Here is a 21,374-nt window from a genome sequence, read left to right as displayed (position 1 = left end):
CTAACGGTAGAATTTCACCTATCCCTCCTATCTGCTCGCAGCACCCGCAGACTTTCTGAAAGAAGGAGATAACCTACTTATCCGTTGCTATGATTATACTAAAGTTTTTACTTTTTTGCAAATAGATTTTTAAGTTTTTGTCCAATGGTCTGGAGTAGAGTCGGAAGTTTCACAACCTTGTCGTTTCCTAATTTTTCTCGAGCGATTTTGAGGATAGCTCCAGAGTCTTTTGAAGCAAAGAGGAATTTTCCTTGATCAGTGAAGACTTCAAAGTGGCGGCTGATTTTGCGACCACTTACGTTAGCTCCGATTTGCTGAATGCTGGACCAGGGAATTTGGATATATTGTTCGACATTGACATCGGGATAAAACTCTAAGGCTTGATCCCCGACTAGAAATTTTCCAACCTTTCCAGAGATAGAGAGGTAAGATGTCCCAGTAGTTTGGAGGTCAATGACTTGATTGAGTGATTGGGCCATGATTAATCTTCCTTACTTTCATCGAAAAAGGCATGGTAGAGAGCCTTGATAGCTGCCTTTTCTTGCTCTTTATTGACAACAAACATGATGGAAACTTCACTTGAGCCTTGGGACATCATCTGGATGTTGATCTTATTTTCAGATAGAGCGCGTGTTGCAGTAGCTGTTACACCAATGTGGCTCTTCATTTTTTCTCCGACAATCATAATGATTGAAAGGTCGTGTTCGATTTCAGCATGGTCCACTTCAGCTTTTTGAACGAGTTGACGTAGAATTTCTTCTTCTTTGATAGGAGTTAATTCACGGGAGCGGAGGATGATTGAAAGATCGTCGATACCTGTAGGCATGTGTTCCCAACCGATGTTGAGGTCCTCAAGGATTTGCAGAACCTTGCGACCAAATCCGACTTCGCGGTTCATGAGGTATTTAGACATGTTTATGCTGACGAATCCTGAGTCACCTGCAATCCCTACTACTGGGAATTTATCACTACTGTGTTCTAAAACAATGCGTGTTCCTGGGTGGTCAGGGTTGTTGGTATTCTTGATGACAAGAGGAATTTTTCCTCGGTAGGCAGGAAGAAGGGCTTCGTCATGAAGAACTGAAAATCCAGCGTAAGCCAACTCACGCATTTCACGGTAGGTTAATTCAGGAATGGAGTGCGGTTGGTGGATAATACCAGGATGGGCAGCAAAGATACCATCTACGTCTGTAAAATTCTCATAGAGATCAGCCTTAACACCTGCTGCAATGATAGAACCTGTAATATCTGAACCTCCACGTGAAAAAGTACAGATTTGATTTTCCTTAGTCACACCAAAGAAACCAGGGATGACAAGGACTTCGTTGCTATCAGCCAAGCCTTCAATCTTGTCATAACTAGATGGAATGATACGTGCGTTTCCTGGTTCACTTGTGACAACAATTCCAGCTTCTCTTGGGTGAACATAGCGTGCATCGATACCGTTTTGGTTAAAGTAGGCTGCAATCAATTTGGCATTGTTATTTTCTCCAGCCGCTAGGAAGGTATCATAGAGAAATTCATTGTCCTCTATAGGAAGAGTTGCCAAGGCCCGAATACTTTTAGAGATTTTTTCTAAAACAGCAGGTTTTAACCCTAGTTCACTAACCATAGCGGCATAACGGTCAATGATCCAGCTTTGGCTAGCACTGATGTCATTTCCAGCCACATAGTCACGATAGTATTTGATCAAGGCATCGGTCACCTTGGTATCTTCAGCATTGCGTTTGCCGGGTGCAGAAACGACTACAAAACGACGTTCTTTATCACTTTTAACGATGTTTAAAACTTTTTCTAACTGACCAGCAGAGGCAAGCGAGCTTCCGCCAAATTTTACAACCTTCATAAGGACTCCTCAAGTAAGTATTTTATACGATTATAGCAGAAAGAGGGGCATTTTTCAATGAAGAAAACAACTTCCTATTATGATAGAAGAAAACACTAACTTATTCTGAAAAGTGATAACCGTTTAAAAGTAAGGGTGTCAAATTTTACTCACACTCATAAATGATGGGTAAATAATCAGCTGATACACTTTCCTTTAGTTTTTCCTTGCCTCTTTATCCAAAAAAAGGTATACTTTGATGATAAAACAATTTTATTGCCTTATAAAAAAAGGAGAAGCTATGAATCATATCTTATATCAGATCGTAGATGATCTGGCTATCATTACTTTGAATCGTCCCGAAGTGGCAAATGGTTTTCATATCCCAATGTGTGAGGAAATTTTAGAAGCTTTGACCCTAGCAGAGCAGGATCAAGCTGTGCAGTTCATCTTGATTAATGCGAATGGGAAGGTTTTTTCAGTTGGGGGAGACTTGGTTGAGATGAAACGAGCAGTAGACGAAGATGATATCCCTTCTTTGAATAAGATTGCAGAATTAGTCAATACAATTTCTTTTAAAATCAAGCAAATCCCTAAACCTGTTTTGATGGAGGTAGATGGAGCGGTTGCTGGTGCCGCAGCAAATATGGCAGTAGCAGTTGATTTTTGCTTGGCGACTGACAAGGCAAAATTCATTCAAGCCTTTGTCGGAGTTGGCTTGGCGCCAGACGCTGGTGGGATTCATCTCTTGAGTCGTAGCATCGGGGTAACACGGGCTGCACAACTTGCCATGACAGGAGAAGCCTTAACTGCTGAAAAAGCATTAGAATGGGGCGTGGTATACCGTGTTTGTGAAGTTGACAAATTAGAAAAAACAAGAGAACAAGTTCTGAAAAAATTAAGAAGAGGTTCAGCAAACTCATACGCAGCGATTAAAAAGTTAGTTTGGGAAAGTCAATTTAAGGATTGGCAGAATTATGCCGAATTAGAATTGGAATTACAAGAATCGTTATCTTTAACTGAAGATTTTAAAGAAGGGGTTCGAGCACATTCTGAAAGAAGAAGACCAAAATTTTCAGGAAAATAAAAAAATACTTGCATAATTTTTTGAAGTTTGTTATACTTTTTCTATCAAATGTTTTGATTGTAAAAGCTTTTTGAGGGGGAGGGAAAAAGTTTGGACTACCAACAAGTAAATGATTATCTAACATCTATTTTTAATAACGTCCTTGTGATTGAGGAGGTTAGCTTACGAGGTAGTCGATTCAAAGACATCTCCATCAAAGAAATGCACACGATCGATGTGATTGGGAAGTTCCCGGAGGCAACGCCAAGTAAGGTTTCAAAAGAACTGATGGTAACTCTTGGGACAGTGACGACGAGTTTGAATAACCTGGAGAGAAAAGGTTATATTGAGCGTATTCGTTCTGACCAAGACCGTCGCGTGGTCTATCTGCATTTGACAAAGCAAGGTCGTTTGGTTCACCGCCTTCATAAACGATTCCACAAGGCTATGGTCGAAAAAATAATCGATGGCATGAGCCCTGAGGAAAAAGAAGTCATGGGCAGAGGCTTAACGAACCTTTATCAATTTTTGGAGGATTTGAAATAATGGCTTTTGCAAAAATAAGCCAGGTTGCTCATTATGTTCCAGAGCAAGTGGTCACTAATCATGACTTAGCCCAAATCATGGACACAAGCGATGAGTGGATTTCAAGTCGGACAGGAATTAAACAGAGACATATCTCAAAAACAGAGTCTACAAGTGATTTGGCGACAGAAGTAGCTAAGAGCTTGTTGGCTAAGGGGAGCTTAACAGCGGATCAGATTGATTTTATCATTGTAGCGACGATTACCCCAGACTCGATGATGCCTTCCACAGCAGCTCGAGTTCAGGCAAATATCGGAGCGCATAGAGCTTTCGCCTTTGATCTGACAGCAGCTTGTAGTGGTTTTGTATTCGCTCTTTCAACTGCAGAAAAGTTTTTAAGTTCTGGACAGTTCAAAAAAGGGATTGTTATCGGGGCTGAAACCTTATCCAAGGCAGTTGATTGGTCAGATCGTTCGACAGCTGTTCTCTTTGGGGATGGTGCTGGTGGGGTTCTCTTGGAAGCGAGCGAAACACGTCACTTCCTTGTGGAAAGTCTCTATACGGATGGCTCTCGGAGCGAGTGTTTGACCTATGGTCAAACGGCTTTGGCTTCTCCTTTCTCGGATCAAGAAGCAGTTCCTGCTTTTTTGAAAATGGATGGACGAGCAGTTTTTGATTTTGCAAATCGTGATGTTGCTAGATCGATCAAAGAAACCATTGAAAATGGTTCAATCGCAGCATCGGAATTGGATTATCTCTTGCTTCATCAGGCAAATATCCGCATTTTGGATAAGATGGCTAAGAAGATCGGTGTTGACCGAGACAAACTTCCAGCCAATATGATGGAGTATGGGAATACCAGTGCAGCAAGTATCCCGATTTTGCTCTCAGAGTGTGTGGAGAATGGCATGATTCGTTTAGATGGTAGCCAGACGATTCTCCTATCAGGCTTCGGTGGAGGTTTGACATGGGGCACACTCATTCTTACAATCTAGGTAATCATGTGGTAAACACATAGTTATAAATTTTTTATATTTTAAAGGAGTCCTATCATGGCAGTATTTGAAAAAGTACAAGAAATTATCGTTGAAGAACTTGGGAAAGACGCATCAGAAGTAACACTTGAATCTACTTTTGATGATTTGGATGCAGATTCATTGGACTTGTTCCAAGTAATCTCTGAAATCGAAGATGCTTTTGATATCCAAATCGAAGCAGAAGATAACTTGAAAACAGTTGGTGACTTGGTTGCCTACGTTGAAGAGCAAACAAAATAATTAACATATTACTAGAAGGAGTAGGGGAAACCCACTCCCTCTTGTTTAGGTAATAGTTTGAAACTCAAATGATAAACTCATCGAACTATTACGTAAGCAAGGAATGATGGAGGCACTATGAAAACACGTATTACAGAATTATTGAACATTGATTATCCTATCTTTCAAGGAGGAATGGCCTGGGTTGCGGATGGTGACTTGGCTGGTGCAGTATCAAAAGCTGGTGGTCTAGGAATCATCGGTGGTGGGAATGCACCTAAAGAGGTCGTAAAGGCTAATATCGATAAAATCAAATCACTTACGGACAAACCTTTTGGTGTTAACATCATGCTCTTGTCACCTTTTGTAGAAGACATCGTTGATCTCGTGATTGAAGAAGGGGTCAAGGTGGTGACAACTGGTGCAGGAAATCCAAGTAAATACATGACTCGTTTCCATGATGCAGGAATTACAGTTATTCCTGTTGTTCCAAGTGTTGCTTTGGCAAAACGCATGGAAAAAATTGGTGCAGATGCAGTTATTGCAGAAGGAATGGAAGCCGGTGGGCATATTGGTAAATTAACGACGATGACCTTGGTTCGCCAAGTTGCTGCAGCTGTTTCAATTCCGGTTATCGCAGCTGGAGGAATTGCGGACGGTGAAGGTGTCGCTGCAGGCTTTATGCTTGGTGCAGAGGCTGTTCAAGTTGGTACGCGTTTCGTAGTAGCTAAGGAATCTAACGCCCATCCAAAATACAAGGAAAAAATCTTAAAAGCGCGTGATATCGATACGACTATTTCCGCTCAACACTTTGGACATGCTGTTCGTGCCATTAAAAATCAGTTGACACGTGACTTTGAGCAGGCTGAAAAAGATGCCTTTAAACAAGAAAATCCAGATTTAGAAATCTTTGAACAAATGGGAGCTGGTGCTCTTGCTAAAGCCGTTGTTCATGGAGATGTAGAAGGTGGATCTGTCATGGCAGGTCAGATCGCTGGTTTGGTTTCTAAAGAAGAAACTGTCGAAGAAATCTTAAAAGATCTATACTATGGCGCAGCCAAAAAAATTCAAGAAGAAGCCTCTCGTTGGGCAGGAGTTGTAAGAAATGACTAAAACAGCCTTTCTATTTGCAGGTCAAGGTGCTCAGTATCTAGGAATGGGGCGTGATCTCTATGATCGTTACCCTATCGTCAAGGAAACAATTGACCAAGCCAGTCAGGTTTTGGGTTATGATCTTCGTGACTTGATTGATAAGGAAGAAACCAAGTTAAACCAGACTCGCTATACGCAGCCAGCTATTTTAGCGACTTCGGTTGCTATTTACCGACTATTGAAAGAAAAGGGTTATCAGCCAGATATGGTAGCAGGATTGTCTCTTGGGGAATATTCTGCTCTTGTAGCAAGTGGGGCCTTGGACTTTGAGGATGCAGTTGCCTTGGTTGCTAAGCGCGGTGCTTATATGGAAGAGGCTGCACCTGCAGGCTCTGGGAAGATGGTTGCGGTTCTCAATACTCCAGTTGAAGTGATTGAGGAAGCTTGTGAAACAGCCTCTAAAGTTGGAGTAGTGACTCCAGCTAACTACAACACCCCAAGCCAAATCGTTATCGGTGGCGAGGTGGCTGCGGTTGACCGCGCAGTTGAACTCTTGCAGGAAGCAGGAGCAAAACGATTGATTCCTTTAAATGTATCTGGTCCCTTCCATACAGCACTTTTAGAGCCAGCTAGTCAGCAACTAGCTGAAGCTCTTGAGGGAGTGAGTTTCGCTGATTTCACTTGCCCACTAGTTGGCAATACGGAAGCTGCTGTTATGGAAAAAGGTCGAATCCAAGAGCTTTTGACGCGTCAGGTCAAAGAACCTGTTCGTTTTTATGAAAGTATTGCTGTGATGCAGGATGCTGGGGTAACCAACTTTATTGAAATTGGTCCTGGTAAGGTCCTATCAGGCTTTGTCAAAAAAATCGATAAAACAGCTAAGCTAGCTAACGTTGAAGACCAAGCAAGCTTGGATGCTTTGTTAGAAAACTAATGATCCCTTCTCCCACAAAATACAACAGGAAATAGGAGAGATAGAATGCAACTTACAAACAAAAATGTCTTTGTAACAGGTTCAAGCCGTGGTATCGGACTTGCCATTGCTCACAAATTTGCCCAACTAGGCGCTAATGTAGTTTTGAATAGTCGCGGAGCAATCTCAGAAGAATTGCTGGCTGAGTTTTCAAACTACGGCGTCAAAGTAGTACCGATATCAGGTGATGTTTCAGACTTTGCAGATGCCAAGCGCATGGTAGATCAAGCGATTGCGGAACTCGGTTCTGTCGATGTCTTGGTCAACAATGCTGGGATCACTCAAGATACGCTTATGCTCAAGATGACCGAAGAAGACTTTGAAAAAGTGATTAAAATCAACTTGACAGGTACCTTCAACATGACGCAAGCAGTCTTGAAACAGATGATCAAGGCACGTGAAGGTGCGATTATCAACATGTCGAGTGTGGTCGGTTTGATGGGAAATATCGGACAAGCCAACTATGCAGCTTCTAAAGCAGGCTTGATTGGTTTTACCAAGTCAGTTGCACGTGAAGTTGCCAATCGCAACGTACGCGTAAATGCTCTTGCACCAGGGATGATCGAGTCAGATATGACTGCTGTTTTGTCTGATAAGGTCAAGGAAGCGACATTGGCCCAAATCCCAATGAAACAGTTTGGTCAAGCAGAACATATCGCAGATGCTACAGTGTTCCTGGCTGGACAGGATTATTTGACTGGACAAGTTCTCGCTGTTGATGGCGGACTTAGCATGTAAAAAATAAGGAAAGATATAGGTAAGACAGATGAAACTAAATCGAGTTGTAGTAACAGGTTACGGATTGACCTCTCCTATCGGAAATACTCCAGAAGAATTTTGGAACAGTTTGCAAACTGGGAAGATTGGAATTGGAGAAATCACTAAGTTTGACCACAGCGAATTTGCTGTGCACAATGCGGCAGAAGTTCAAGATTTCCCATTTGATAAATACTTTGTCAAAAAAGATACCAACCGTTTTGACAACTATTCTTTGTATGCCTTGTATGCGGCTCAAGAAGCGGTGACAAATGCAAATCTTGATGTAGAAGCAATCGATAAGGATCGCTTTGGTGTCATCGTGGCTTCTGGTATTGGGGGAATTAAAGAAATCGAAGATCAGGTTATCCGTCTTCATGAAAAAGGTCCAAAACGCGTTAAACCAATGACACTTCCAAAAGCCTTGCCAAATATGGCTTCAGGAAATGTTGCCATGCGTTTCGGAGCAAACGGTATCTGTAAATCAATCAATACTGCCTGTGCCTCATCAAATGATGCCATTGGGGATGCCTTCCGTTCTATCAAGTTTGGTTTCCAAGATGTCATGTTAGTTGGTGGATCAGAATCATCTATCACTCCTTTTGCTATCGCTGGTTTCCAAGCATTGACTGCCCTATCAACTACGGAAGATCCAACTCGTGCTTCTATCCCATTTGACAAAGACCGTAATGGTTTTGTGATGGGAGAAGGTTCAGGTATGTTGGTTCTTGAAAGTCTTGAACATGCTGAAAAACGTGGCGCAACTATCTTGGCTGAAGTTGTTGGTTATGGTAATACCTGTGATGCTTACCATATGACTTCACCTCATCCAGAAGGTCAAGGTGCGATTAAGGCTATGAAATTGGCTTTGGAAGAAGCAGAAATTTCTCCAGAGCAAGTGGCTTACGTCAATGCCCACGGAACTTCAACTCCTGCTAATGAAAAAGGAGAAAGTGGTGCGATCGTAGCTGTCCTTGGTAAAGAAGTACCTGTATCTTCAACCAAGTCCTTTACAGGACACTTGCTTGGTGCTGCAGGGGCCGTAGAAGCAATTGCTACAATCGAAGCCATGCGTCATAACTATGTACCAATGACAGCTGGAACAAGTGAGTTATCAGACTATATCGAAGCGAATGTCGTTTATGGACAAGGCTTGGAGCAAGAAATCCCTTATGCTATTTCAAACACTTTTGGTTTTGGTGGACACAATGCGGTTCTTGCTTTCAAACGTTGGGAGAATAAATAATTATGAATTTAAATGAAATCAAGGACTTGATGGCTCAATTTGACCAATCAAGTTTGAGAGAATTTTCTTATAAAAATGGAACGGACGAATTGCAGTTTAGTAAGAATGAAGCAAGAATGGCTTCTGAAGCACCAGCTCAAGTTGCTCCGGTGCCAACTGCAGTAGCTGCAAGTCCAATAGTTTCTGCCCCTTCAGCTCCAGTAGAGAGTGCAGTGGAAGAAGCTCCAGCACCAGCTGAAACGACGGTTGCTCCAGAGGGTGATGTCGTTGAAAGTCCACTTGTAGGGGTGGCTTACTTGGCTGCTGGACCAGATAAACCTGCCTTTGTCACAGTCGGAGACAGTGTTAAAAAAGGTCAGACTTTGGTGATCATCGAAGCCATGAAAGTCATGAATGAAATCCCTGCACCTAAAGATGGTGTGGTGACAGAAATTCTCGTTTCAAATGAAGAAATGGTTGAGTTCGGTAAAGGATTGGTACGTATCAAATGATCGATATTCAAGGAATCAAAGAAGCTCTACCCCATCGCTACCCCATGCTCCTAGTGGATCGTGTCTTGGAAGTGAGCGAAGATACCATTGTTGCCATTAAAAATGTGACCATCAACGAACCTTTCTTCAATGGTCATTTTCCTCAATACCCAGTCATGCCAGGTGTTCTTATCATGGAGGCCTTGGCTCAGACTGCTGGTGTCTTGGAATTGTCCAAACCTGAAAATAAAGGGAAACTGGTCTTCTACGCTGGCATGGACAAGGTTAAGTTCAAGAAGCAAGTTGTACCAGGTGACCAATTAGTCATGACGGCTACTTTTGTTAAACGTCGTGGTACGATTGCTGTGGTTGAAGCAAAGGCTGAAGTAGATGGTAAGCTTGCAGCGAGTGGTACTCTTACCTTTGCAATTGGAAACTAAGGAGGTTCTCCATGTTTCGTAAAATTTTGATTGCCAACCGTGGTGAGATTGCGGTTCGCATTATTCGAGCTGCGCGTGAATTGGGCATTGCAACCGTAGCAGTTTATTCAACTGCTGATAAGGAAGCCCTTCACACACTCCTAGCGGATGAAGCTATCTGTATCGGACCTGGTAAGGCGACAGAATCTTATCTCAATATCAATGCAATTTTATCTGCTGCGGTCTTGACAGAAGCAGAAGCCATCCATCCAGGTTTTGGATTTCTTAGCGAAAACTCCAAATTTGCCACGATGTGTGATGAAGTAGGGATTAAGTTCATCGGCCCTTCTGGTGCTGTGATGGACACCATGGGTGATAAGATCAATGCGCGTGAACAAATGATCAAGGCTGGGGTTCCAGTTATCCCAGGATCTGATGGTGAAGTTCACACGGCTGAAGAGGCCCTTGCAGTTGCAGAAAAAATTGGCTATCCTGTCATGCTTAAGGCATCGGCAGGTGGTGGTGGAAAAGGGATTCGTAAGGTTGAAAAGGCAGAAGACTTGGTCGCAGCCTTTGAAACAGCATCCAGTGAAGCCAAGGCCAATTTTGGAAATGGCGCTATGTATCTTGAGCGTGTGATTTATCCAGCTCGTCATATCGAAGTTCAGATTCTTGCGGACCAAGAGGGTCATGTTGTCCATCTTGGTGAACGGGACTGTTCACTCCAACGGAATAACCAAAAGGTCTTAGAAGAAAGCCCATCTATTGCGATCGGCAAAACCCTTCGTCATGAAATTGGTGCTGCGGCTGTTCGAGCTGCAGAGTCTGTAGGTTATGAAAATGCAGGGACGATTGAATTTCTTCTCGATGAAGCGAGTGGCAATTTCTACTTCATGGAAATGAATACTCGTGTGCAAGTGGAACACCCAGTCACAGAGTTTGTTTCAGGTGTTGATATCGTGAAAGAGCAGATTCGCATTGCTGCCGGTCAACCTTTACCTTTCAAACAAGAAGATATTGTCCTACGAGGTCATGCTATCGAGTGCCGGATCAATGCGGAAAATCCAGCATTTAACTTTGCTCCAAGCCCAGGTAAAATTACCAATCTCTATCTACCAAGTGGTGGAGTTGGCTTGCGCGTGGACTCAGCAGTTTATCCAGGTTATACCATTCCCCCTTACTATGATAGTATGATTGCTAAAATCATTGTTCATGGGGAGAATCGTTTTGATGCTCTTATGAAGATGCAACGGGCACTTTATGAACTTGATATTGAAGGAGTGCAAACCAATGCAGATTTCCAGTTGGATCTGATTTCAGACCGCCGAGTTATCGCTGGTGACTACGATACTTCCTTCTTGATGGAAACTTTCTTGCCAAAATACCAAGAAAAAGAATAGACTTTCAAACAGTATGAGAACTAAAAGGGGGAGTTATGGCTCTATTTAGTAAAAAGGATAAGTATATTCGGATCAATCCTAACCGTTCCGTAAGGCAGAAACCACAAGCCAAGCCTGAGGTTCCGGATGAACTCTTCTCCCAGTGTCCTGGTTGTAAACACACCATTTACCAAAAGGATCTTGGGAGCGAACGAATTTGTCCCCATTGTAGCTATACTTTCCGTATTTCAGCTCAGGAACGCTTGGATTTGACGATTGATTCTGGTAGCTTTGTGGAGATGTTTACAGGTATTGAAACTCAAGATCCATTAAACTTTCCTGGCTATCAGAAAAAACTTGCAACAATGCGTGAAAAGACAGGTTTGGACGAAGCAGTACTAACTGGTACAGCTAGCATCAAGGGACAAAAAGTTGCCCTTGGGATTATGGATTCAAACTTTATCATGGCTTCTATGGGAACAGTTGTGGGTGAAAAAATCACGCGCTTGTTTGAGTATGCAACGGTAGAAAACTTGCCAGTCGTTCTCTTCACAGCTTCTGGTGGAGCCCGTATGCAAGAAGGAATCATGAGCTTGATGCAGATGGCTAAGATTTCTGCGGCAGTTCAACGTCATTCCAAGGCAGGACTTTTTTACCTAACTATTTTAACCGATCCGACAACAGGTGGAGTGACCGCTTCTTTTGCTATGGAAGGTGATATTATCCTAGCGGAACCCCAAAGTTTGGTTGGTTTTGCTGGGCGTCGTGTTATCGAAAATACAGTTCGTGAGACCTTGCCGGATGACTTCCAAAAGGCAGAATTTCTGCTTGAACATGGATTTGTTGATGCAATTGTCAAACGGAGAGAATTGCCTGAAACAATTGCTAAATTAGTAAGATTGCATGGAGGAAGTCGCGGATGAATATTGCAAAAATAGTCAGAGAGGCACGCGAGCAGAGTCGCTTGACCGCACTTGATTTTGCCAATGGAATTTTTGACGAGTTTATCGAATTGCATGGAGATCGCTCTTTCCGTGATGATGGTGCGGTTATCGGTGGAATTGGTTGGTTAGGTGACCAAGCAGTAACTGTCGTTGGTATCCAAAAGGGAAAAAGTCTTCATGACAACCTCAAACGAAATTTTGGGCAACCTCATCCAGAAGGCTATCGTAAGACCTTGCGCCTGATGAAACAGGCAGAAAAGTTTAGCCGTCCAGTTGTGACCTTTATCAATACGGCGGGTGCTTACCCAGGTGTTGGAGCCGAGGAACGTGGACAAGGTGAAGCAATTGCTCGAAACCTGATGGAAATGAGTGACCTCAAGGTTCCAATCATTGCGATTATTATCGGTGAAGGTGGATCTGGTGGGGCCCTAGCTCTAGCCGTAGCTAACCGTGTCTGGATGTTAGAAAACTCAATCTACGCCGTACTTAGCCCTGAAGGATTTGCCTCTATCCTTTGGAAGGATGGAAGTCGTGCTATGGAAGCAGCGGAATTGATGAAAATCACTTCACATGAACTTCTAGAAATGGGAATCGTAGACAAAGTAATCTCAGAGGCAGGGTTGTCAAGTAAAGAACTACTAGGTTATGTTAAAAATGAATTGTGTGCGGAACTAGATAGGTTGCAAGAATTACCACTCGACCAACTTATCGAAGAACGTTACCAACGCTTTAGAAAATACTAAGAAATTTTAAAAGCTAGAACTATGTGTTCTAGCTATTTTGATAATAGAGCATGGATAAACATGAATACTCTAGATAAATAAGAAAATAATCAATGGTATATCCTCTATATTCCCCTAATAGAGAGTTTACCATTAGGAGAGAAAGAATGAAAAAGACAATACATTTAGGAATCTGTATGATTTTAATGTTCCTGTACATTTATTTAACGCCATTAGGGGCTATAACTATAGCTAGAACCTTTGGTTTAGGAATGGACAGCTATATAATCTTCCTAGTTGGAGAAGTGTTGCTTATTTTCTTTTTATTCGTTTTGTGGTTGAAAAAGAAAAAGATGCTCTTTATCTTCGAGAAAAAGCGTTGGCACTGGTCTTATCTCGCTTTCTTAGTAGCTTGCTTTCTTATCTATTCTTTTTTAAATGGATTTAGAGTGCAGAATATTCGATTGATTGACCATAGCTTTATTTTCCAAGACCTTCTTTCAGAACTTTACTTAAACGGAAGAGAAACGACTCTATCAAGTCTTATATTTTTAATCTTTAACATTTCGATTGTACCTGTTGTTGAGGAGACAATCTATAGAGGTTATTTTATGAATACCTTCTTTCCGAAGTCGGAGTTTTATTTGGATGTAATCTTGTCTTCTTTCATCTTCGGGCTTAGTCACTTGGTTCTATCCCATCGTGACCCCATCAGTCTCATCATTTATAGTATTCTTGGTCTTCTATTTGCAGTCGCTTATCGAGTTACGGGTAGTCTTCGATTTACCATTCTTTGTCATAGTTTCTATAATGTTATTCCCTATGCTCCGTCAATCTTATTTTATATTTATTATTTGATTTTTAGATAGTAGGAGGCAAAAAAAGTGTTTGATATTTGTCAAACACTTTTTTCTATTTACTGTTCTTCTGTTACAAACTGACTGAGTAGTCCGTTGATAAAACGGGCAGATTTTTGATCTGAGAAGTCCTTTGCAAGCTCAATAGCTTCATTAACAGCAACCAGCTGCGGAGTGTCAAATGAAGTGATTTCAAAGACTCCCAAGCGAAGGAGGTTTCTCTCCACGAGCGTTAATCGCTCGATGGTCCAACCTGCTTTTAAATGCTGTGTGATTTGCTTGTCTAGTTCTTCCTTTTTAGCCTGAACACCAGAAACTAGCTCTGTCAAAAAGGCTGGAAGTTGCACATCCGTATCTTCACGATCATGAGTATAGGCGAAACGACAAGCAGTTTCGACGTCCGTACCGAATTCAAGGCTCATGAGAGCTTGAAAAGCGCATTTACGGAGTTGGCGTCTAGATTCTAATAGTGGACTAGTCATTGAGGAAGTCCTCGTCAAATAGATCTTTCAATTCTGGTTTTGGTGTTTTATCTGGAACGATACCTGCAACGTGAATATTGATAGCAGCGAGTTCTACATCAGCCATATTGCGGACGGCATCTTTAACAGCTTTCTGGATAGCAACAGCTACCTTAGGAACTTTTACTCCGTACTCAAGGTAGAGGTAGATATCAGCTGTGAGTTCTTCATCCACGTTTTTTAGATAAACGCCACGGCCAAGAGAAAGTTTTGAAAGGGTGTCAGATACTGATTTATTTGAAAAAGAGTGTACACCCTCTACTTTTGCAGTAGCAATAGCAATGATTTTTTCAAGTACACGTGGGGCGATAACGATTTCGCCAAGTTGTTCTTCAATTCCCATAGAATGACCTCTTTCTAGAGATTAGGCACGAGAAACGTAAGTTCCTTCTGCAGTGTTGATAACGAGTTTTTGTCCTGCTTCGATGAAGTCTGGAACGTTTACGACAAGTCCAGTTTCCATCGTTGCTGGTTTACCAGAACCTGTAACAGTAGCACCTTTGATAGATGGTTGAGTTTCTGCAACTGTCAATTCGACAGTAGTAGGAACGGTAACACCAATCACTTCAGTTCCGTAGAATTGGATCTTCACATCAGAGTTTTCAAGGATGTAAAGCAATTCGTTTTCAACGTTGACTACAGGAATTTCGTATTGGTCGTAAGTTTCTGTGTTCATGAAGTAGGCTGTGTCATCCATTTTGTACAAGTATTGAGCTGGGACAGTCTCGATGATGGCTTGTTCAAATTTTTCCTCTGGACGGTAGCTTGTGTCAAATGTAGAACCAGTACGGACATCACGTAATTTCATACGCATGATTGTGTTTCCTTTACCTGGTTTGTGGTGACTAGCTTCCAAAACGCGGATCAATTTTCCGTCAGCTGTTTCAAAGGTCATACCAGCCTTTAATTTACTTGCTTCAATCATGTTTTTACCTCTTTAATAAAATAATTTACTCTTTATTGTACCATAAAAGACAACATTACTCAAATGTCAGAAGGAGCTTAATTAGTTGACTGGTACGATATTTCCATCTTCGTCTTTGGTAACGAGGACGTATTTTCCATCGACTTCGATGTAAAAATTCTTGCTGGCAGTTTGCCCAGTGTTTTGAGCCGGTGCTTGATTTTGAACTTGTTGGCTTAGTTGACCACCCAGAGTTTGGCCAAGATTCATGCCCATAAACATGTTCATCCCATTGCCGTTCCCCTCATTGGCAGCTGCAGCAATAAGCGCTTCGTTTCGAGCACGGCGTTCTTCGATTTCAATCGTGTTGTACTTCATTGCCACGAGCTCACTATCAAGCTTGCGAACGATATCAAGACTTTCTTGGTCGTAGCTGAGGTCTTCAAGCAAGATATTAGTTGCTTCAATTCCGTAGAGGCCTGTCCAAACCTTGTTGACCTCTTGTTTAGCGAGTTCGTTAAAGGTGTCTTGGTTGGCATTAAGGCTATAGATATCAACCTTGTTCTCATTGGTATATTTGGCGATGGCAATCGCGATTTTCGGTGCGATATTTTGACGGAGCGTTCCTTGAGCTACATCTTGGAGAGTAAATGGCTGTCCGTCAGTAATTTGACGGCTAACAGAACTCACGTAGAAGAGGACTGGATCAGCTATTTTTACATCAAACAAGCCATAGAAACGGATGTTGAGCAGTTGTTGGTAACGTTCACTGAAGTATTCGACCGCATTTTGTGTGCCGAACTTATTGCCCGCGATGGGTTGCATGCGGATAAAGATAATTTCTTGTTGGGTGATGACTTGTCCACCAAAAGAGAAACGGTTTTTAAAGTTTTCCCAACTGCCTTTTAAACCACCTTTTTCAAGGAGCCAGGCGTTATCACCAGCTTGCCATTCGTGGCTACCAGCTTCGAGGATCTCACCAAGGAAGGTACCATTGTTTACCAAAACAGCGGTATAACCTTGGGGAACGATAACCACACTACCATCTGACAAAAGGCCTGTATTTTGATTGCTGTGACGAGAACGTCCATCTGGGTCTTTTGTGAGTAATTGTCCCTTGACGGCCAAAGCATCGCCAGAGACACTATCTGGAAGGACAATGGCTTCCTTGAATTTACTATCATTAAAACTATTTAAGCCTGCTGATAAGGCTGCACGTATAAATCCCATAATTCCTCCTAATTATAAAGCTCGTCTTCATCCACAACATCATAGGTATCGAGTACCCATTGGTTTGGACTGCGAGAGAGATTGGCACCACAGTAGTCGCACTCGCTAACTGCAGAGATTTTCAATGGGGCGCCACAGTTTGGACACTGGTCGCTCACAACTTCGTCTGGATTGACTGCTTGCGTTTGGCTACCGTGTTGACGGATAAAGTTCAATTGATACACGGTGAAGAGATCTTTTTTAGGATCTCCTTCAAGGACACGGCGAGTCTCATCATCAATGACATAGTCACGCAAGGTAGATGACAGGATCACCACTAAGGTGTCGTTTCCGTCAGGATTTTCAATGAATTCCTTGATGCGAACATTTTCGATACAAACTTTCTCTAAAACATTGGTTGTTTTAGCACGAATATGGTCTTCGAGTTGGGTGCTATGTTGAGAGTAGAGACTGGTACTTTCCAAAGCGCGGACAGAGTTCCAATTTTTCTCAGTCCAGGCAACCTGCAATTTAAGGTAGACTTCCTTAACCCAAGATGTGAAGGCTTCCGCGTCAAAGTTTGGATCTCCGTATTTCAAACGACTAATGGCCAGTGTGTTGTGTTCAACTCGACGATGGAGCGTTTGATAATCATTACTAGTGTAGGTTGAATTCGAATCTCCAGACTTATTCTGCAAGGATTTGACGATAACAACTAGTATGATTCCTCCGACTAATATGAACATAAATCCTAGATAGGGAGAGCTAGCAGAACTGTCAGAGGATGATCCATATCCAGAGCGGTAGTAGTGGTAGGATGAGCCACCAGAACGACTTCCACCTCCACTTGAGCGGCTGCTACTTCTGGAGCTACTGCGGCTACTCCCTCCACTTCTGGAATGTCCGACACCCGCATCAACGATTTGAGGCACGGATAGAAAAACAAGTAATAAACAGGTCATTAAAAGAGCGTAAAACTTTTTCATGTGTCTCCTAACTATATGATTGAAAAGGTAGCTGTCTAGACTACTGGGTGGCTACTAGAGAATTACTCACTTTCTTTCAACTTCGCCAATTCCTGCGCAAGGAGTTTAAGGGCAACTTGTGGGTTGGCTTGGCCTTTGGTTGCCTTCATAAGGAATCCTGTGAAGGCCTTGTCTGCGTTGCGTTTGCCTGACTTGAAGTCGGCAACGGCAGCTTCGTTATCCGCAAAGACTTGGTGGATGATTGGGATCAAGACATCTGGATCAGAGATTTGCACCAAGCCTGCTTTTTCCACGTATTCACGCGCACCACCACCATTTTTAGCCAGATGAACAAAGACTTTCTTGGCAATTTTAGATGAGATAGTACCGTCTTCGATGATGGCAATCATTTCTACCAAGTTTTCTGGTGTCAATTCGATTTGTTCCAGTGTGTTGCCTTCGGCGTTCAAGAACTGAGCAACTTCACCTTGGAGCCAGTTAGAGACTTGTTTGGCATCGCCACCGAGGGCAACAGCTTTCTCAAAGAAGTCAGAAGTGACTTTGTTTGCCGTCAACTGGCTAGCGTCATAGTCTGACAAGCCAAGGTCAGATACGTAGCGCGCACGGCGTTCTTTTGGAAACTCTGGCAATTCTGTTCGCATTTCCTCAATCCACTCATCTGAGATTTCAAAGAGGGGTAGGTCTGGTTCTGGGAAGTAGCGGTAGTCTGCAGCACCTTCTTTGACACGCATGAGGATAGTTGCCTTGTTAGCTTCATCGTAACGGCGTGTTTCTTGGCGAATTTGACCACCTGAGCGAAGGATTTCGGCTTGACGTTGGACTTCGTACTCAAGCCCCTTACGGACGTTAGAGAAGGAGTTGAGGTTTTTCAACTCAGTCTTGGTACCGAATTTTTCTTGACCATAAGGACGAAGGGAGATATTGGCATCCACACGCATGGAACCTTCTTCCATCTTAACGTCAGAAATGCCAGCGTACTGGATGACTTCCTTTAGGGCTGTTAGATAAGCATAGGCTTCTTCTGGGGAACGCATGTCGGCTTCAGATACAATCTCAATCAAAGGCACCCCTTGGCGGTTGAGGTCAACATAAGAGTAGCCATCTGTACCGTGGATGTTTTTACCAGCGTCTTCTTCTAGGTGAGCACGCTCGATACCGATTTTCTTGGTTGTACCATCTTCTAGCTCGACTTCAATCCAGCCGTTATAGCCGATTGGCTCATCAAACTGAGAAATTTGGTAGGCTTTTGGATTATCAGGATAGAAGTAGTTCTTGCGGTCAAAGTGCATCTTTTTGTGGATGTCCATGTTGAGGGCAAGAGCGGCCTTGATACCAGCATCGACAACACCTTTATTGAGAACCGGAAGTACTCCTGGGAAAGACCAGTCAATCACGTTGGTGTTGGCATTTTGGTCATTTCCAAAGTGGGCAGAAGTAGGTGAGAAGATTTTTGAATTGGTGTTGAGCTCTACGTGGACTTCAAGTCCAATGACTGTTTCAAAGTTCATTAGTTGTCACCTCCAAAAATCACGGGTTGTTGTTTGTGGTAGTCTGTTGTTGCTTCAAAGGCAGCAGCAACTTGGTAAATGGTTTCCTCAGAGTACTTAGGACCAATCAATTGGAGACCTACAGGTAGACCTTGAGAGAATCCAGCAGGAATTGAAATTCCTGGGAGACCAGCCAAGTTGACGGGGATGGTCAAAAGGTCAGCCAAGTACATGGCAACGGGGTCATGGTTGAGGGAGTCCAAGTCATAGGCAACGCTTGGAGCAGTTGGTCCCAAAATCAAGTCGTAATCCGCAAAGACGTTTTCGAAATCTTGGATGATGAGGGTACGGACCTGACCAGCTTTCTTGTAGTAGGCATCGTAGTAACCTGATGAAAGACTGAAAGTACCTAGCATGATACGGCGTTTCACTTCTTCACCGAAACCTTGGCTACGGCTGTTTACATAGATTTCGTCAAGATTCGTCGCATCCTCTGCACGGTAGCCGTAACGGATACCGTCAAAGCGTTGCAAGTTTGATGAAGCTTCTGAGGAAGCAATGATGTAGTAAACGGCAACACCGTATTTTGAGTGAGGAAGGCTGACTTCTTCGACGCTGGCACCAAGTTTTTCAAAGTGTTTGGCTGCATTCAGAATGGTTTCCTTAACCTCTGGGTCAATCCCTTCACCAAGGTATTCCTTAGGCAAAGCAATTTTCATTCCCTTGATGTCTTGACCAATTTTTGAAGTAAAGTCGGCAATGCGGACAGGAGCAGAAGTAGAGTCTTTAGCATCTTCGCTGGCAATCGCATTGAGCAAGAGGGCATTTTCTTTAACAGTTGGTGCAAAAGGTCCAATCTGGTCTAATGAGCTACCGAAGGCAATGAGACCGAAACGTGAAACTGTTCCGTAGGTTGGTTTGAGACCAACAATCCCGTTGAAGGCGGCAGGTTGGCGGATGGAACCACCAGTATCAGAACCGAGTGACAAGCGGACTTGCCCTGACGCTACAGCTGCAGCAGAACCACTTGATGAACCACCAGGAACCTTGCTGTGGTCCCAAGCATTTTTAGTGGCACCGTAATGAGAAGTCTCACCAGAACCACCCATGGCAAACTCGTCCATGTTGGTCTTTCCGACAACAATTATGCCCTTGGCTTTTGCATTGGCAACGGCTGTCGCATCAAAGATAGGCTCGTAGTTGTAGAGCATTTTTGAGGCAGCGGTTGTGAGGATACCGTCAGTAGAGATATTATCCTTAACTGCCAGTGGAATTCCTGAAAGAACATTGTCTACGTCAATTCCAGCTTCATCAATAGCCTTAGCTTGAGCAAGGGCTTGTTCTTCAGCGATAGTGACAAAAGCATTGATAGCTTTCTCGCGAGACTTGATATCTTCAAGCGTGGCTTGGGTCAATTCAGTTGCTGAAATTTCCTTAGAGATAAGGAGGTTGTGCAAGTCTTCAATCGTTTTGTTATTAAAAGTCATTAGGCATCTCCTCCATCATCTAGGATAGCTGGTACCTTGATATAGTAGTTTTCTTTTTCAGGTACGTTTTTAAACAAGCGGTCACGGTCTGTTCCTTCTTCGGCCACATCAGGGCGGAGTACGGTCTTGCGGTCAGCCATGGTTGTAGTAGGTGCGACACCAGTTGTGTCGACTTCGCCCAGCAATTCAACCATGTCAACAATTTTAGACAAGGTTGTCGCAAAGGCAGCAGTTTCTTCTTCAGAGAATTTTAATTTTGAAAGATTGGCAACGTGTGTTACCTCTTCTTGCGTAATTTTCATCTTGCATCCTTTCGTGAAATGATGATTTTTAGTCTGTTCTATTTTACCATATTTTCCTATAAATAAGGGAGCCAAACTGAAAAGAAATAGAAATTGAAAAATCGCTTTTAATTCGCTATAATGGTTAAACTAGAGAATAGAGAAAATAAGGGTTAGGATAGAAATATGTTCCATCAATTTATCACCAGATCTCAAACGGTTCCTCCTCCCATTCCACTCTTTTGGTATGGGATTATGATGCTTCTCTTAGTGCTTTGCATTTATGGAGCACTTGCTTATCACAAAAATCCGAAATTTGTCCGCTTGTTTAAGGGGATTCAGATCCTCCAGTTGCTAGCCCTATATAGTTGGTATGTTGGCTTTGGGATTCCCTTTTCTAATAGCCTTCCGTTTTACCATTGCCGTTTGGCTATGTTTGCGGTGGTTTTCTTGCCAGATAAATGGCGGAGCAAGCAATATTTTGCTCTCTTAGGAGCAAGTGGAGCGGTATTTGCTTTGGTTTACCCTGTTTTTGACCCCTATGATTTCCCCCATATCACCAGTTTTTCATTTTTGATTGGGCACTATGCCCTTCTAGTGAATTCCTTGGTTTACTTGATGAATCACTATGATAAGACCTTGCTCAAGAAATATATGATTGTAGCCTATACCTTTATCCTCAATCTCTTTCTAGTTGGGGTTAATCAGGTGACGGGTGGAAATTATGGTTTGTTAAGAGATACCCCGTTTATCTCGAATGCTCCTCTATGGCTAAAGTACCTTCTTGTGTCCGTCATCCTCTCGCTGGCTCTGGTTCTCTTTGATATCTTGTTCAAGAAACGTTGGAAAAAGAGAAATCAGGTGCAATCTGTGCTCTAGCTTGCCTTTTCATCGGATGAGCAATTGAAAAACTCCCCAAAATCCGCTATAATGGAGAGTTGAAAGGAATGGTAAAATCCAATGTAAACA

25 protein-coding genes are annotated in these 21,374 nt (G+C 42.8%); 15 read left to right on the top strand and 10 right to left on the bottom strand.

The window, feature by feature from the left end; genetic code table 11:
- Nucleotides 1-107: 107 nt before the first annotated feature.
- Nucleotides 108-479 carry a DUF956 family protein gene (locus SORDD25_RS05175; RefSeq protein ID WP_000079379.1) on the bottom strand — a complete coding sequence of 124 codons (372 nt, stop codon included), beginning with the start codon at nt 477-479 and terminating at the stop codon, nt 108-110.
- A 2-nt stretch (nt 480-481) separates the two neighbouring features.
- Nucleotides 482-1,846 carry an aspartate kinase gene (locus SORDD25_RS05170; protein WP_000869633.1) on the bottom strand — a complete coding sequence of 455 codons (1,365 nt, stop codon included), beginning with the start codon at nt 1,844-1,846 and terminating at the stop codon, nt 482-484.
- 280 nt (nt 1,847-2,126) lie between these two features.
- On the opposite strand from SORDD25_RS05170, the gene SORDD25_RS05165 reads away from it, so the two are divergent.
- The 14 genes from SORDD25_RS05165 (at nt 2,127) to SORDD25_RS05100 (ending at nt 13,542) form a co-directional block, all read left to right on the top strand.
- Nucleotides 2,127-2,912 carry an enoyl-CoA hydratase gene (locus tag SORDD25_RS05165; RefSeq protein WP_001015586.1) on the top strand — a complete coding sequence of 262 codons (786 nt, stop codon included), beginning with the start codon at nt 2,127-2,129 and terminating at the stop codon, nt 2,910-2,912.
- Between the two features lie 90 nt (nt 2,913-3,002).
- The gene (gene fabT, locus SORDD25_RS05160) at nt 3,003-3,437 is read left to right on the top strand and encodes a fatty acid biosynthesis transcriptional regulator FabT (RefSeq protein ID WP_000386338.1); all 435 of its coding nucleotides are present in this window, start codon (nt 3,003-3,005) and stop codon (nt 3,435-3,437) included.
- A complete protein-coding gene (locus SORDD25_RS05155) occupies nt 3,437-4,411 on the top strand; it encodes a beta-ketoacyl-ACP synthase III (RefSeq protein ID WP_061852871.1) in 975 nt (324 codons plus the stop codon). Before fabT ends, SORDD25_RS05155 begins: the two co-directional genes overlap by 1 nt.
- Nucleotides 4,412-4,468: 57 nt before the next feature.
- Nucleotides 4,469-4,693 carry an acyl carrier protein gene (locus SORDD25_RS05150; RefSeq protein ID WP_000257840.1) on the top strand — a complete coding sequence of 75 codons (225 nt, stop codon included), beginning with the start codon at nt 4,469-4,471 and terminating at the stop codon, nt 4,691-4,693.
- 117 nt (nt 4,694-4,810) lie between these two features.
- Nucleotides 4,811-5,785 carry an enoyl-[acyl-carrier-protein] reductase FabK gene (gene fabK / locus SORDD25_RS05145; RefSeq protein ID WP_000857452.1) on the top strand — a complete coding sequence of 325 codons (975 nt, stop codon included), beginning with the start codon at nt 4,811-4,813 and terminating at the stop codon, nt 5,783-5,785.
- Complete coding sequence (gene fabD, locus SORDD25_RS05140) at nt 5,778-6,698, top strand: ACP S-malonyltransferase (RefSeq protein ID WP_000167649.1); 921 nt, start codon at nt 5,778-5,780, stop codon at nt 6,696-6,698. Before fabK ends, fabD begins: the two co-directional genes overlap by 8 nt.
- 45 nt (nt 6,699-6,743) lie before the next feature.
- Nucleotides 6,744-7,475: a 3-oxoacyl-[acyl-carrier-protein] reductase gene (fabG, locus tag SORDD25_RS05135; RefSeq protein WP_061852870.1), complete on the top strand. Its 732-nt coding sequence runs from the start codon at nt 6,744-6,746 to the stop codon at nt 7,473-7,475.
- A gap of 28 nt (nt 7,476-7,503) precedes the next feature.
- Nucleotides 7,504-8,739: a beta-ketoacyl-ACP synthase II gene (fabF, locus tag SORDD25_RS05130; protein ID WP_000774052.1), complete on the top strand. Its 1,236-nt coding sequence runs from the start codon at nt 7,504-7,506 to the stop codon at nt 8,737-8,739.
- A gap of 2 nt (nt 8,740-8,741) precedes the next feature.
- Nucleotides 8,742-9,230 carry an acetyl-CoA carboxylase biotin carboxyl carrier protein gene (gene accB / locus SORDD25_RS05125; RefSeq protein WP_061852869.1) on the top strand — a complete coding sequence of 163 codons (489 nt, stop codon included), beginning with the start codon at nt 8,742-8,744 and terminating at the stop codon, nt 9,228-9,230.
- Nucleotides 9,227-9,649 carry a 3-hydroxyacyl-ACP dehydratase FabZ gene (gene fabZ / locus SORDD25_RS05120; protein WP_000565515.1) on the top strand — a complete coding sequence of 141 codons (423 nt, stop codon included), beginning with the start codon at nt 9,227-9,229 and terminating at the stop codon, nt 9,647-9,649. Before accB ends, fabZ begins: the two co-directional genes overlap by 4 nt.
- Nucleotides 9,650-9,660: 11 nt before the next feature.
- Nucleotides 9,661-11,028, top strand: coding sequence for an acetyl-CoA carboxylase biotin carboxylase subunit (gene accC, locus SORDD25_RS05115; protein ID WP_000488663.1), 1,368 nt, complete (start codon nt 9,661-9,663; stop codon nt 11,026-11,028).
- Nucleotides 11,029-11,063: 35 nt separating this feature from the next.
- Entirely contained in the window at nt 11,064-11,930 is an 867-nt protein-coding gene (gene accD / locus SORDD25_RS05110) for an acetyl-CoA carboxylase, carboxyltransferase subunit beta (RefSeq protein WP_001173379.1), read from the top strand.
- Nucleotides 11,927-12,694 (top strand): acetyl-CoA carboxylase carboxyl transferase subunit alpha, encoded by a 768-nt coding sequence (locus tag SORDD25_RS05105; RefSeq protein WP_061852868.1) that lies wholly within the window; start codon nt 11,927-11,929, stop codon nt 12,692-12,694. Before accD ends, SORDD25_RS05105 begins: the two co-directional genes overlap by 4 nt.
- Before the next feature lie 146 nt (nt 12,695-12,840).
- Nucleotides 12,841-13,542 (top strand): CPBP family intramembrane glutamic endopeptidase, encoded by a 702-nt coding sequence (locus tag SORDD25_RS05100; protein WP_061852867.1) that lies wholly within the window; start codon nt 12,841-12,843, stop codon nt 13,540-13,542.
- A 47-nt stretch (nt 13,543-13,589) separates the two neighbouring features.
- Here the strand turns inward: SORDD25_RS05100 and nusB are convergent, their stop codons facing one another.
- From nusB to gatC, 8 genes are all read right to left on the bottom strand, one after another.
- Nucleotides 13,590-14,012, bottom strand: a complete 423-nt coding sequence (nusB, locus tag SORDD25_RS05095) for a transcription antitermination factor NusB (RefSeq protein WP_000203659.1) — start codon at nt 14,010-14,012, stop codon at nt 13,590-13,592.
- On the bottom strand, nt 14,005-14,394 hold the full coding sequence (locus tag SORDD25_RS05090; RefSeq protein ID WP_000510584.1) for an Asp23/Gls24 family envelope stress response protein: 390 nt from the start codon (nt 14,392-14,394) through the stop codon (nt 14,005-14,007). The genes nusB and SORDD25_RS05090 overlap by 8 nt, the downstream gene beginning before the upstream one ends.
- A 21-nt stretch (nt 14,395-14,415) precedes the next feature.
- Entirely contained in the window at nt 14,416-14,976 is a 561-nt protein-coding gene (gene efp, locus SORDD25_RS05085) for an elongation factor P (RefSeq protein ID WP_000568640.1), read from the bottom strand.
- 81 nt (nt 14,977-15,057) lie between these two features.
- Nucleotides 15,058-16,185: an SPFH domain-containing protein gene (locus SORDD25_RS05080; RefSeq protein WP_061852866.1), complete on the bottom strand. Its 1,128-nt coding sequence runs from the start codon at nt 16,183-16,185 to the stop codon at nt 15,058-15,060.
- An 8-nt stretch (nt 16,186-16,193) separates the two neighbouring features.
- Nucleotides 16,194-17,150: a zinc-ribbon domain-containing transport protein gene (locus tag SORDD25_RS05075; protein WP_061852865.1), complete on the bottom strand. Its 957-nt coding sequence runs from the start codon at nt 17,148-17,150 to the stop codon at nt 16,194-16,196.
- Between the two features lie 62 nt (nt 17,151-17,212).
- A complete protein-coding gene (gatB, locus tag SORDD25_RS05070; protein WP_061852864.1) occupies nt 17,213-18,658 on the bottom strand; it encodes an Asp-tRNA(Asn)/Glu-tRNA(Gln) amidotransferase subunit GatB in 1,446 nt (481 codons plus the stop codon).
- Entirely contained in the window at nt 18,658-20,124 is a 1,467-nt protein-coding gene (gene gatA, locus SORDD25_RS05065; RefSeq protein WP_061852863.1) for an Asp-tRNA(Asn)/Glu-tRNA(Gln) amidotransferase subunit GatA, read from the bottom strand. Before gatA ends, gatB begins: the two co-directional genes overlap by 1 nt.
- On the bottom strand, nt 20,124-20,426 hold the full coding sequence (gatC, locus tag SORDD25_RS05060; protein ID WP_000705412.1) for an Asp-tRNA(Asn)/Glu-tRNA(Gln) amidotransferase subunit GatC: 303 nt from the start codon (nt 20,424-20,426) through the stop codon (nt 20,124-20,126). The genes gatA and gatC overlap by 1 nt, the downstream gene beginning before the upstream one ends.
- Before the next feature lie 165 nt (nt 20,427-20,591).
- Between gatC and SORDD25_RS05055 the strand changes: the two genes are divergently transcribed.
- The gene (locus SORDD25_RS05055) at nt 20,592-21,284 is read left to right on the top strand and encodes a YwaF family protein (RefSeq protein WP_061852862.1); all 693 of its coding nucleotides are present in this window, start codon (nt 20,592-20,594) and stop codon (nt 21,282-21,284) included.
- Nucleotides 21,285-21,374 lie beyond the last annotated feature (90 nt).

It is taken from the genome of Streptococcus oralis, assembly GCF_001579525.1.
Lineage (GTDB): Bacteria > Bacillota > Bacilli > Lactobacillales > Streptococcaceae > Streptococcus > Streptococcus oralis_M.
The sequence above is the reverse complement of the archived record's forward strand: the minus strand, read 5'-3'. Positions and strand labels throughout refer to the sequence as shown.

Excerpts from the sequence above, each read along its gene's own strand:
- SORDD25_RS05175 (WP_000079379.1), bottom strand. The coding sequence starts at position 479 with ATGGCCCAATCACTCAATCAAGTCATTGACCTCCAAACTACTGGGACA.
- SORDD25_RS05170 (WP_000869633.1), bottom strand. The coding sequence starts at position 1,846 with ATGAAGGTTGTAAAATTTGGCGGAAGCTCGCTTGCCTCTGCTGGTCAG.
- SORDD25_RS05165 (WP_001015586.1), top strand. The coding sequence starts at position 2,127 with ATGAATCATATCTTATATCAGATCGTAGATGATCTGGCTATCATTACT.
- SORDD25_RS05155 (WP_061852871.1), top strand. The coding sequence starts at position 3,437 with ATGGCTTTTGCAAAAATAAGCCAGGTTGCTCATTATGTTCCAGAGCAA.
- SORDD25_RS05150 (WP_000257840.1), top strand. The coding sequence starts at position 4,469 with ATGGCAGTATTTGAAAAAGTACAAGAAATTATCGTTGAAGAACTTGGG.
- fabK (WP_000857452.1), top strand. The coding sequence starts at position 4,811 with ATGAAAACACGTATTACAGAATTATTGAACATTGATTATCCTATCTTT.
- fabD (WP_000167649.1), top strand. The coding sequence starts at position 5,778 with ATGACTAAAACAGCCTTTCTATTTGCAGGTCAAGGTGCTCAGTATCTA.
- fabG (WP_061852870.1), top strand. The coding sequence starts at position 6,744 with ATGCAACTTACAAACAAAAATGTCTTTGTAACAGGTTCAAGCCGTGGT.
- fabF (WP_000774052.1), top strand. The coding sequence starts at position 7,504 with ATGAAACTAAATCGAGTTGTAGTAACAGGTTACGGATTGACCTCTCCT.
- accB (WP_061852869.1), top strand. The coding sequence starts at position 8,742 with ATGAATTTAAATGAAATCAAGGACTTGATGGCTCAATTTGACCAATCA.
- fabZ (WP_000565515.1), top strand. The coding sequence starts at position 9,227 with ATGATCGATATTCAAGGAATCAAAGAAGCTCTACCCCATCGCTACCCC.
- accC (WP_000488663.1), top strand. The coding sequence starts at position 9,661 with ATGTTTCGTAAAATTTTGATTGCCAACCGTGGTGAGATTGCGGTTCGC.
- accD (WP_001173379.1), top strand. The coding sequence starts at position 11,064 with ATGGCTCTATTTAGTAAAAAGGATAAGTATATTCGGATCAATCCTAAC.
- SORDD25_RS05105 (WP_061852868.1), top strand. The coding sequence starts at position 11,927 with ATGAATATTGCAAAAATAGTCAGAGAGGCACGCGAGCAGAGTCGCTTG.
- SORDD25_RS05100 (WP_061852867.1), top strand. The coding sequence starts at position 12,841 with ATGAAAAAGACAATACATTTAGGAATCTGTATGATTTTAATGTTCCTG.
- nusB (WP_000203659.1), bottom strand. The coding sequence starts at position 14,012 with ATGACTAGTCCACTATTAGAATCTAGACGCCAACTCCGTAAATGCGCT.
- SORDD25_RS05090 (WP_000510584.1), bottom strand. The coding sequence starts at position 14,394 with ATGGGAATTGAAGAACAACTTGGCGAAATCGTTATCGCCCCACGTGTA.
- efp (WP_000568640.1), bottom strand. The coding sequence starts at position 14,976 with ATGATTGAAGCAAGTAAATTAAAGGCTGGTATGACCTTTGAAACAGCT.
- SORDD25_RS05080 (WP_061852866.1), bottom strand. The coding sequence starts at position 16,185 with ATGGGATTTATACGTGCAGCCTTATCAGCAGGCTTAAATAGTTTTAAT.
- SORDD25_RS05075 (WP_061852865.1), bottom strand. The coding sequence starts at position 17,150 with ATGAAAAAGTTTTACGCTCTTTTAATGACCTGTTTATTACTTGTTTTT.
- gatB (WP_061852864.1), bottom strand. The coding sequence starts at position 18,658 with ATGAACTTTGAAACAGTCATTGGACTTGAAGTCCACGTAGAGCTCAAC.
- gatA (WP_061852863.1), bottom strand. The coding sequence starts at position 20,124 with ATGACTTTTAATAACAAAACGATTGAAGACTTGCACAACCTCCTTATC.
- gatC (WP_000705412.1), bottom strand. The coding sequence starts at position 20,426 with ATGAAAATTACGCAAGAAGAGGTAACACACGTTGCCAATCTTTCAAAA.
- SORDD25_RS05055 (WP_061852862.1), top strand. The coding sequence starts at position 20,592 with ATGTTCCATCAATTTATCACCAGATCTCAAACGGTTCCTCCTCCCATT.